The 9,852-nt window shown below is 61.1% G+C and carries 8 protein-coding genes and 2 pseudogenes; 4 read left to right on the forward strand and 6 right to left on the reverse strand.

The annotated features are described in order from the left end of the window. Positions 1 to 14 precede the first annotated feature (14 nt). The 4 genes from HV744_RS35380 to fdnG form a co-directional block, all read right to left on the reverse strand. Positions 15 to 488, reverse strand: a complete 474-nt coding sequence (locus HV744_RS35380; RefSeq protein WP_281363699.1) for a pyridoxal-phosphate dependent enzyme — start codon at positions 486 to 488, stop codon at positions 15 to 17. A 202-nt stretch (positions 489 to 690) separates the two neighbouring features. Beyond that, positions 691 to 1,329, reverse strand: a complete 639-nt coding sequence (locus HV744_RS35385) for a formate dehydrogenase subunit gamma (RefSeq protein ID WP_175153902.1) — start codon at positions 1,327 to 1,329, stop codon at positions 691 to 693. Beyond that, complete coding sequence (gene fdxH / locus HV744_RS35390) at positions 1,319 to 2,242, reverse strand: formate dehydrogenase subunit beta (protein WP_175153903.1); 924 nt, start codon at positions 2,240 to 2,242, stop codon at positions 1,319 to 1,321. Before fdxH ends, HV744_RS35385 begins: the two co-directional genes overlap by 11 nt. Before the next feature lie 20 nt (positions 2,243 to 2,262). Then, positions 2,263 to 5,334 (reverse strand): formate dehydrogenase-N subunit alpha, encoded by a 3,072-nt coding sequence (gene fdnG, locus HV744_RS35395; RefSeq protein ID WP_175153904.1) that lies wholly within the window; start codon positions 5,332 to 5,334, stop codon positions 2,263 to 2,265. A 583-nt stretch (positions 5,335 to 5,917) separates the two neighbouring features. On the opposite strand from fdnG, the gene tolA reads away from it, so the two are divergent. The 3 genes from tolA to HV744_RS35410 all read left to right on the forward strand — a co-directional run bounded on the left by tolA (position 5,918) and on the right by HV744_RS35410 (position 8,823). Further along, positions 5,918 to 6,838: a cell envelope integrity protein TolA gene (gene tolA, locus HV744_RS35400; RefSeq protein ID WP_246279365.1), complete on the forward strand. Its 921-nt coding sequence runs from the start codon at positions 5,918 to 5,920 to the stop codon at positions 6,836 to 6,838. A 1,131-nt stretch (positions 6,839 to 7,969) separates the two neighbouring features. Continuing rightward, complete coding sequence (locus HV744_RS35405; protein WP_175153905.1) at positions 7,970 to 8,134, forward strand: hypothetical protein; 165 nt, start codon at positions 7,970 to 7,972, stop codon at positions 8,132 to 8,134. A 128-nt stretch (positions 8,135 to 8,262) separates the two neighbouring features. Next, positions 8,263 to 8,823: a hypothetical protein gene (locus HV744_RS35410; protein ID WP_175153906.1), complete on the forward strand. Its 561-nt coding sequence runs from the start codon at positions 8,263 to 8,265 to the stop codon at positions 8,821 to 8,823. A gap of 21 nt (positions 8,824 to 8,844) precedes the next feature. On the opposite strand, the pseudogene HV744_RS35415 reads toward HV744_RS35410, so the two are convergent. Further along, a pseudogene (locus HV744_RS35415) lies at positions 8,845 to 9,021 on the reverse strand (IS110 family transposase); the annotation flags it as partial. A 63-nt stretch (positions 9,022 to 9,084) separates the two neighbouring features. Then, entirely contained in the window at positions 9,085 to 9,339 is a 255-nt protein-coding gene (locus HV744_RS35420; RefSeq protein WP_175153907.1) for a hypothetical protein, read from the reverse strand. Between the two features lie 200 nt (positions 9,340 to 9,539). On the opposite strand from HV744_RS35420, the pseudogene HV744_RS35425 reads away from it, so the two are divergent. Further along, positions 9,540 to 9,743 (forward strand): annotated as a pseudogene (locus tag HV744_RS35425) (IS6 family transposase); the annotation flags it as partial. Between the last annotated feature and the right edge of the window lie 109 nt (positions 9,744 to 9,852).

A 9,852-nucleotide genomic window follows, 5' to 3' on the forward strand; every position in this document is an offset into this window, starting at 1 on the left:
AACAGTCGCTATCTTCATGATGAACGCTCCTTTGCCGTGGACGTCACGACCGCTCCACTCTGGCATAAACCTCTCGCTGCGTAGCGGGAGTCGTCCATCACATCAGAGCCGTTGTTCGGATCCTTGTATGGCACCGCCGGCACCGGACGCACGTCCGCACGCAGCACGCGCAGGATGTCCATTTTTTCCAGCGACTGGGTCTCCGGAATCACGATTACACAGCGGTAGCCGCGCGCGGCACAGATATGCGCGAGTCCGATGCCGGTATTGCCGGCGGTGCCCTCCACCACCGTCCCCCCAGCCTTGAGCACGCCGCGCCGCTCGGCATCCTGAATGATGTACAGCGCCGCGCGGTCTTTCACCGACCCGCCCGGATTCAGGAATTCGGCTTTGCCGAGAATTTCACACCCTGTTTCCGCACTGAGCTTGGAAAACCGGATCAGCGGCGTGTTGCCGATGCAGCCGACGAAACCCTCCTGCACACCCATGAAGACCTCCCTTTCACGCCATCAATGGCGACCCACTCCCACACTGACAGGATAGGCGATGGCGCCGAGTGATGTTCATCGGCGAGGCGGCGCGCGGGTATCCGCTGGCGACGGATCACTCCGCACTGCGTGCGTCGCGGCGGAGTTGGATTTGCCCCCGTACCTCCGGACCCCGCCGCGCCGCAAAGGCAAACCAGAACCCTTATTTAATACTCTCGCGAAACCACCGTGGATGATGCTTCCGCGCCCACCCAATGGTTACAGTCCCTCGCACCATCGCACGAATGGACCCCTTGACCCACAGCGCCGCATAGATATGCACAATGATCCCGACGATCAAAACGAACGCTGTGGCCGCGTGAATCACAGCCGCTAGCCGAATCAGCGTGATCGGGAAGTAAAACGAGAAATAGCGCCGCCAGATCACAATCCCGCTCAGCAGCAGCAAAATCATGCACGCGACCATCACAAAGAAGAGTACCTTCTGTCCGGCGTTGTAGCGGCCGATCTCGGGCAGCTTGTCTTCGCGCTTGGCGAGCACATCGTCGATCTGCTTGAGCCACTGGATATCGCTGCTGTCGAGCACGTTGTGATGCCAGAAGCGCAACACAAGAATCAGGAATGACGCGAACATCACGACGCCGACGAACGGATGCAGGATCCGTGTCCATTGACCGCCGCCGAACAGCGCCGTCAGCCAGAACATCGACGGATGAAACAGCGCTAGCCCGGACAGCGCGAGCAGGACGAATGTGATCGCAGTAATCCAGTGGTTGGTGCGCTCGTTCGCCGTGTAACGCACGATCCGGTTCGCGTCTGCCACGTCTTCTTCAGTTTTCATCGGAACGCTCCTTCACGCGACGCGCCTCATCGCGGGCGTCGCGCTCCTCTTCTTCGCTGACCTCGTCTGGACCGACGCGGGTGTAATGGAAGAAGCCCGCGAGCGCCGCCAGCGCCATCACGCCCAGCGCGAGCGGCTTCGTAACGCCCTTCCACAAACTCACCAGAGGACTGATGTGCGGATCATCGGGCAGCCCGTGATACAGCGACGGCTTGTCGGCATGGTGCAGCACGTACATCACATGCGTGCCGCCGACGCCCGGAGGATCGTAAAGTCCGGCGTTCTTGAAGCCACGTTCTTTCAGATCTTCAATACGCTCGGCCGCGTGCAGCTTCATGTCCTCCTTGGTGCCGAAAACGATCGCACCGGTCGGGCAGGTCTTCACACACGCGGGTTCCTGTCCAACCGCGACACGGTCCGAGCACAGCGTGCATTTGTACACACGATGGTCTCGCTTCGAAATGCGTGGAATGTTGAACGGACAACCGGTTATGCAGTAGCCGCAGCCGATGCAGTTCTCTTCATGGAAATCGACGATGCCGTTCGTGTATTGCACGATTGCGCCAGGCGACGGGCACGCCTTGAGGCACCCGGGGTCCTCGCAATGCATGCAGCCGTCCTTGCGGATCAGCCATTCGAGGTTGCCATCCGGGTTCTCGTATTCGGCGAATCGCATCAGCGTCCACGAGTGCTCCGACAGGTCGCGCGGGTTGTCATAGACGCCAACGTTGGTGCCGACTTCATCTCGCAGGTCGTTCCATTCCATGCAGGCGGTCTGGCACGCCTTGCAGCCGATGCACTTGGTGACGTCGATCAGCTTCGCGACACCTCCCGTGACCGGCGGCTCGCGCACCGAAGGCGGCTGGACGGTGGTAGCCGACTGGCGCCTGATATCGAGCGATTGCAATGGCATGGCGTTCTCCATTCGCTGGGTCAGGCTTTCTCGACTTTCACGAGGAAGGACTTGAATTCGGGAGTCTGCGTATTGCCGTCGCCGACCACTGGCGTGAGCGTGTTGATCAGATAGCCGGGCTTCGCCAGCCCCTTGAAGCCCCAATGCAATGGGATGCCGACTGTCTGCACCTTCTTGCCGTCAATCATCAGAGGTTTGATGCGTTTGGTGACCACTGCAACCGCAACGAGGTGTCCGCGATTGGACGACACCTTCACGCGATCGCCCGCCACCACGCCGATCTCCTTCGCGAGATCCTCGCCGATCTCGACGAACTGCTCCGGCTGAATGATCGCGTTCAGCCGCACATGCTTGGTCCAGTAGTGGAAGTGTTCGGTGAGCCGATAGGTGGTCGCCGTGTGCGGGAAGTCCGCCGCCTTGCCGAACGCCGCGCGATCGTTCGGGAACACACGGGCGGCCGGGTTGCTCGTCGCCTGCGCATTTTGCGGATGCAGCGGGTTGTAGCCGAGCGGCGTCTCGAACGGCTCGTAGTGCTCAGGGAACGGACCTTCGGCCATGGCGTCACGGGCGAAGAAACGCGCGACGCCTTCCGGGTTCATGATGAACGGCCCCATGCCGGTTTCGGGCGGCTCGTCCGCCTTGTAGTCCGGCACGTCGGCACCGCTCCACGTCTTGCCGTTCCACGCGATCAGCTTGCGCGTCGGATCGAACGGCTTACCGTTGACGTCGCACGACGCGCGGTTGTACAGGATGCGTCGGTTCGCCGGCCACGCCCACGCCCAGCCAAGTGTCTGGCCGATGCCCGTCGGGTCCGCATTGTCCCGTCGCGCCATTTGATTACCGGCTTGCGTCCATGCTCCGCAGAAGATCCAGCAGCCGCTCGACGTGCTGCCGTCGTCCTTCAGTTGCGCGAAGCCCGCGAGCTGCTCGCCCCTCTTCACGAGCACCTTGGTCGCGTCCTTCGGGTCCGCCAGGTCGGCCAAAGCCTTGCCGCTGAATTCCATCGCTATTTCTTCTGGCGTCGGCGCCGACGGAGCCGCATAAGGCCAGCTGAGACTGACGATCGGGTCCGGGAATTTGCCGCCCTGATCCTTGTACAGCTTGCGGATCCGCACAAACAGGCTTCCCATGATCTCCAGATCAGTCTTCGCTTCACCCGGCGGCTCGGCGCCCCGCCAGTGCCATTGCAGCACGCGCCCGGAGTTGACGAGCGAGCCGTTCTCTTCGGCAAAGCAGCTTGTCGGCAGACGGAGCACTTCAGTCTGGATCTTCGACGGGTCGACGTCGTTGAACTCGCCATGATTCTTCCAGAACTCGGAGGTTTCAGTGGCGAGCGGGTCCATGATCACGAGCCACTTCAGTTTCGAAAACGCGACGGTCATCTTCGCCTTGTTCGGTGCCGCGGCAAGCGGGTTGAAGCCCTGCGCCAGATAGCCATTGATCTTGCCCTGAGACATCAGTTCGAACACCTGCAACATGTCGTACGGCTTGTCGAGCTTGGGCAGATAGTCGAAACCCCAGTTGTTCCCGGCGGTCGCCGCGTCGCCCCACCACGCTTTCATCAGACTAACGAAGAAGCCCCGATAGTTTTTCCAATAGCTCAACTGGTTCGGCCGCAACGGCTGCGCTGCGCGCTTTGCGACGTAGGCGTCGTAATCCTGTTCGTCTTGCGACGGCAGCGTCATGTAGCCCGGCAGCAGGTTCGACAGCAGGCCGAGATCGGTCAACCCCTGGATGTTCGAGTGGCCGCGCAACGCGTTCATGCCGCCGCCCGCTATGCCGATATTGCCCAGCAGCAGTTGCACCATCGCGCCCGTGCGGATCATCTGCGAACCGATCGAGTGCTGGGTCCAGCCAAGCGCATACATGATGGTGGCGGCGCGCGTCGGCGACGCGGTCGAGGCGAGCATCTCGCACACCTTCAGGAACTTGTCCTTAGGCGTGCCGCAGGTCTTCTCGACCATCTCCGGCGTGTAGCGCAGGTAGTGCTGCTTCAACAGGTTGTATACGCAACGAGGATGTTGCAGCGTCGTGTCGACCTTCACGAAGCCGTCGTCGCCGCGCTCGTAGTCCCACGTCGATTTCTCCGGGTAGCCGTGCTTCTCGGCGTCGTAGCCCGAATAGATGCCGTCGTTGAACGCGAAGTCCTCGCGCACGATGAACGGCAAGTCCGTGTAGTTGTTCACGTACTCGTGCTGGATCTTGTCGTTCGTCAGCAGATAGTTGATGACCCCGCCGAGGAACACGATGTCGGTGCCGGTGCGAATCGGCGCGTAGTAGTCGGCCACCGATGCAGTGCGCGTAAAGCGCGGGTCGACCACGATCAGGCGCGCCTTGCGGTGCGCCTTCGCTTCGGTGACCCATTTGAACCCGCACGGGTGCGCTTCGGCAGAATTGCCGCCCATCGCCAGAATGACGTCCGCGTTCTTGATGTCGACCCAATGGTTCGTCATCGCTCCACGGCCAAACGTCGGGGCAAGACCTGCCACCGTCGGGCCGTGTCAGACACGCGCCTGGTTGTCGAATGCAAGCATCCCCAGACTGCGGACCACCTTGTGCGTCAGGTATCCTGATTCGTTGCTGCTTGCCGATGCGGCCAGCATGCCCGTCGTGAGCCACCGGTTGACCTTCTTGCCATCGTCCGTCGTTTCGAGGAAGTTGGCATCGCGGTCTTCCTTCATCAGCTTCGCGATGCGGTTGAACGCGTCATCCCACGAGATGCGCTGCCACTGGTCGGAACCAGGCGCACGGTATTCCGGGTGCTGGAGACGGCTTGGACTGTGGATGAAGTCGATCAGGCTCGCACCCTTCGGACACAGCGTGCCGCGATTGACCGGGTGGTCGGGGTCGCCCTCGATGTGGATGATGCTGGCTTTGGCGTTCTTCGCGCCATCGCCAAGGCTGTACATCAGGACCCCGCAACCGACTGAACAATACGGACACGTATTGCGGGTTTCAGTGGTACGCGCCAGTTTGTACTGTCGGACTTCGGCGATCGCCTGGTCCGGTGAGTAGCCCATCAGGGCGAGGCTCGATCCGGCGAGCGATGTGGCGGTGACTTTCAGGAACTGGCGCCTCGTCAAGTTGACCATGGTAGCGGCCCTCAAACGTGGAGATTGCACCAATTACCAGTATAGATAGCGACTTTAGAAATTTCCGTCGGGGCGGCAGCGGATAAACCCTCACGTGGCACGGCAGACGCGACGGCGACGGAGGAGCGTTCGCTCGCTGAAGATGCCGAAGCGGTTCGCCAGTGCGTGGACAACAGCACGGCCGCGTGACTCCAGCCGGTCTGTACGGCGATGCCCGTGGCGGTCATCCCGCGGTTGTCGTGCAGCGCCGGATCTGCGCCGCACGCAAGCCATCTGGCAGTTCGCGTGAGGCTGAGCAAGCGCGAATGTCACCTTCGTCGCGATCGGCAAGGCGATGCACGCACGCTCATTGCCGATAAGGTCCCATTGGGTCGGCGGGCCGACCACGAGGCCATGCTACTTCGGCGCCCATTCGCCGGCCGAGTGCTATCTGAAACAGCATTCTCATGGGCCAGCAGAGATCAGATCCCGTTCAACGGGTGGTAATCGCCACCTACGAAGCTAAAATTGTTAGTAGGACCATTGAAATGGGCAGACTGCAGGCGCGTCGCATCAGGCGCGCGGAGTTCGGCCTCAAATCGCAATGAGCACGAAGGCACGTTTTCCGGTCCAACTGCGGCGCGCGCGTCGCAGTTGGCGCAAGTTTGCGCTTGAAGTGACGGCACGCGCCATGGGAGCGGTATCGACGCTCTCCCGCGCGATCGTCTGGAACGGCACGCCCGCCAGTACAAGAGCTGACGTGCCTGAGCTACCGCGCCGGCCGGTCCCACCGCCTCGCGAGCGCGGCACCTGTCGTGCATTTGCACTCGCGGTAGCGATGCACGCAGTGCTGGCAGCGTTCCTGTTCTCCGGCGCACACTGGCAGAAAAACACACCGGCCGGCACGACGGTAGCCGTGGCTGACCGGTCAACGTTGGCTCCATCGTCGTTGCCTGTGCCTTCCGTGACGGAGGAGCCCATGCGATCCACGGCCCGCGACGAAAATGCTCATATCAATGTCGCGTCGCGGCCGGAAATGCACCGGTATCGGCAAACGGTGCGTCAGGCCCAACCGGCCAAACGGCCACGACAAGCGCCTGCTGTCCGAACCCTGGTGGCGAAGGCGGGAGAAAAAGCCGCGCAGAAGCCAGACAGTTCGGCCGATAGACAACACGAGGAACGCCTCGCCGCATTGCTGGCATTGGCAGCGGACGTATCGTCGGGTAACGACCTGAAGCCTGACACCGTCGCAACGGCGTCGCCGGGTTACGCGGACCGGGTCAGACGGCGAGTGCGCCCGAACGTCGTGGCGCCGACTAACATCGATGGAAACCTGTCGTCGGTCATTGCCGTGAGATGCGCACCCGATGGGTCGCTTTTGAGCGCCACAATGCAGCGCTCGAGCGGCAACCTCGAATGGGACATCGCCTCGTTGAGCGCGGTGGAGAAATCCAACCCGATGCCGCGGGATGTTAACGGCCGCACACCGTCGAGCTTTCTGATCACATTTCGGCCGAAAGGCTGATTCCGATTCGCCAGGTCACGGTTGAACGGCTTGTGGGCATCGTCCAGGGCGATACACCGGCCGCACCTATGGGCGACCCTGTTTCTGAGCTTTTTCTTAAACGGGTCGTGTTCCGTGATTTCTGTAGGGAATACGGTGGTAGGAAACACCCAGCTCGACAAGGCTTTGCGGGCGGCCCCTATAAAAATATCCCGTCCGATCAGGCACTGTCGGTCTGGTCTTTTCCCTGGTTGCGACACACCTGCAGCAGGCTTGGGCGGCCATCGGTATGCGTCAGGAAGCGCGGAGCACACCGTTGAGCGCGCTAAAAAAACGGCCCGCAGCGAGCGGACCCCATCCGAGGCGGGGTGGAGACAACTGCAGACTTATGTCCGGCCAGCCGGCCTTCACCCCGTTTTGCGGTCGCGTGTCGAAAACACGGACCAGATATATAGGATAGCCAATACGCCGGCGCGCGGCGGATTTTTCGACCAGGATGCAGATCCGTCAAGCATCGGCACCCAGCCGCGGGCGACGAGAGCGTTCGATTTGGTGGGGTCCGACTTCTGCATGGCACCGGGCGGAGGATTGTTCGAGTTGACCGATAATCGCTCCGTGGTGAACGACGGAGACGACCTTGGAATTCGAATTGATCCTGGCGGTGAGGGGCGAAGACGGCGCAACGAGCGAGGTGTCGCTTGCCCATATCAGTCGCGCTGGAGACGCGAAAGTGGCGATGCTCGGGCTGAGGCTGTCCGAAGGAAAGCAGATCGTCGCACGGCTTCAGCACGAGATCGTCATACGCGAATTTGCGACGACGCGGCAGGGGCGGCATTGCGCACAGTGCGGCATCGCGCGAGCGATCAAGGACTATCACGACGCACGGTTTCGCAGCCTGTTTGGCGACGTCGATCTGCGTGTGCCACGGTACGTGAAGTGCGGATGTGTCGAACCGCCTCAGGGCGCTGCCCGGCAGGCTCCCGGCCGCCTCGTCAGCGCTGGATTTCGGCCGAACTCGGGTGCGTGCAGAGCGAGTTGGCCGCTACGGTGTCCTATGGGCGTAGCGCGCAGATCCTTCACCTGCTGTTGCCCGTCGGGTCCGGCCATAGCGCCAGTACCGTACGGGATCGCACCCTTCGTGTGGGCTCGCGCATGGAAGCAGAGCTGACGATGACTGCTGCGCCCCATGAGCATCAATCGACTGTGACCACGGTTGGCCTGGACGGCGGCTATGTTCGTCACTGCTGCCCCGACCCGGCAAAATCCTTCGAGATCATTGCGGGACGGGTGCTCGCCGAGGACGGCTACGCAGCGTAGCGTGGGCTTTGTGCGCACCATTGACAAGCACTCGAGCACGCGCGTGCAACGCGCCGTCGCCGAACGGGGGGGCCAGAGATGGATTGATGGTCTTCACTGACGGCGACACACGATTGCGCGACTTGCAGATGTCCGTGCTGCCTGATGCAGCGCACGTGCTCGACTGGTACCACCTTACCCGGCGCCTGACGGTGTTGCGCAATGTCGTCAATGGCAAGGACGCGGCTGAGCAATTGCCATCGCGCGAGCATAACCGGATCTCAGGGTGGGTCGAATCGATCAGGTGGCGCCTGTGGCATGGCCGTCCCGCTAAAGCTATCGCCCGGCTGGATTGCCTGCTGAACATTCTCGATCGACCTGCATTGGCGGACAAGGCCGTGGTGACCAGAGTCCGCAAGCTCGCTACCGGCTTGCGTCGATACCTGAACAACAACTCCGACTCGCTCCCCGACTATGGACGTCGATACCGGGCTGGCGAGCGCATTTCGACCGCGTTCGTCGAGTCGGCCGTCAATCAGATCATCGACAAGCGCATGTCCAAGTCCCAACAGATGCGTTGGTCTCCGCACAGCGCACATCTGCTATTACAGGTGAAAACCTGTGTCCTCGATGACCGTCTGCGGCAAGACTTCGCGAGATGGTATCCCGGCTTCCCAGCCAACGACTCAACCGTTCGGACTACTGCATGAGCCCACCAAATCGAACGCTCTCATTGCTGCTCGCCCGGTAGCCATCACTTCACCATACTCGCCGAGTAATCCGCGCAGGCAGTTCGATTGAGAGCGCCTGAATATGACCAGTTGCTGGCGCATCCGGTGCAGCGCCAGGACCGCCTGCTGAGCTTCAGTCTTCACCGGTACAGCCTTGATGCCTGGATGCCGTGTGGCTGACCACATAAACGGACAGGCACAACGCAGTCAGATCTGGCACGCCTAGTGGCGATAAGCGGGTTACTCAGCGACGCCGGCAAGGTGCTCGATGTTGTCCTCAATCCGTCCTCGCGCCTCTGCCTCGGCATCAGCGCCCGTTCTTGCGATCAGCGGGAAAACGAGTCCGTTGCCTTTGAACTCGTGATTGAAATGCACCCACGACTCGTAAGCAAACACACCGGATTCCGAGTGGGCGACGTTAAGCACCACGTCGTAGGTACGCTGCAGACCCTGTTGACGTGTGTATTGAAATTTGTACACCTCCGAATGAAGCATGGCAACCTCCGTGTTACTTTCGAGGAATCCGAGCATGACGGCCTACTACAACGCGGTCGACCCGAACTGCGCGCAAGACCCTAGGCACAGCCCGATGCCAGAGAACGCGGACTGCTTGACAACAGGGAGTCGTCCATACATGGTGCAAATAGTGCAGGTGAATCGATTAAAGTGTTGCTCCCCGAACTCATCATCCGACAATGAGCAAGCTGAAAAGTGTGGACGAACTGTTCTCGGGCCGTCACTTTAACCGCGACGTGATCATTCTGTGCGTGCGCTGGTACCTGCGCTACAAGCTCAGCCTGCGTGATCTTGTCGAGATGATGGCTGAGCGCGGCCTGTCGGTGGCCCACACAACGATCCTGCGTTGGGTGAAGCGTTACACGCCGGAGTTCGTCAAACGGGCTCTGATGTGATGGACGACTCCCGCTACGCAGCGAGAGGTTTATGCCAGAGTGGAGCGGTCGTGACGTCCACGGCAAAGGAGCGTTCATCATGAAGATAGCGACTGTT

Origin of the sequence: Paraburkholderia ultramafica, from assembly GCF_902859915.1 — a bacterium.
Classification (GTDB): domain Bacteria; phylum Pseudomonadota; class Gammaproteobacteria; order Burkholderiales; family Burkholderiaceae; genus Paraburkholderia; species Paraburkholderia ultramafica.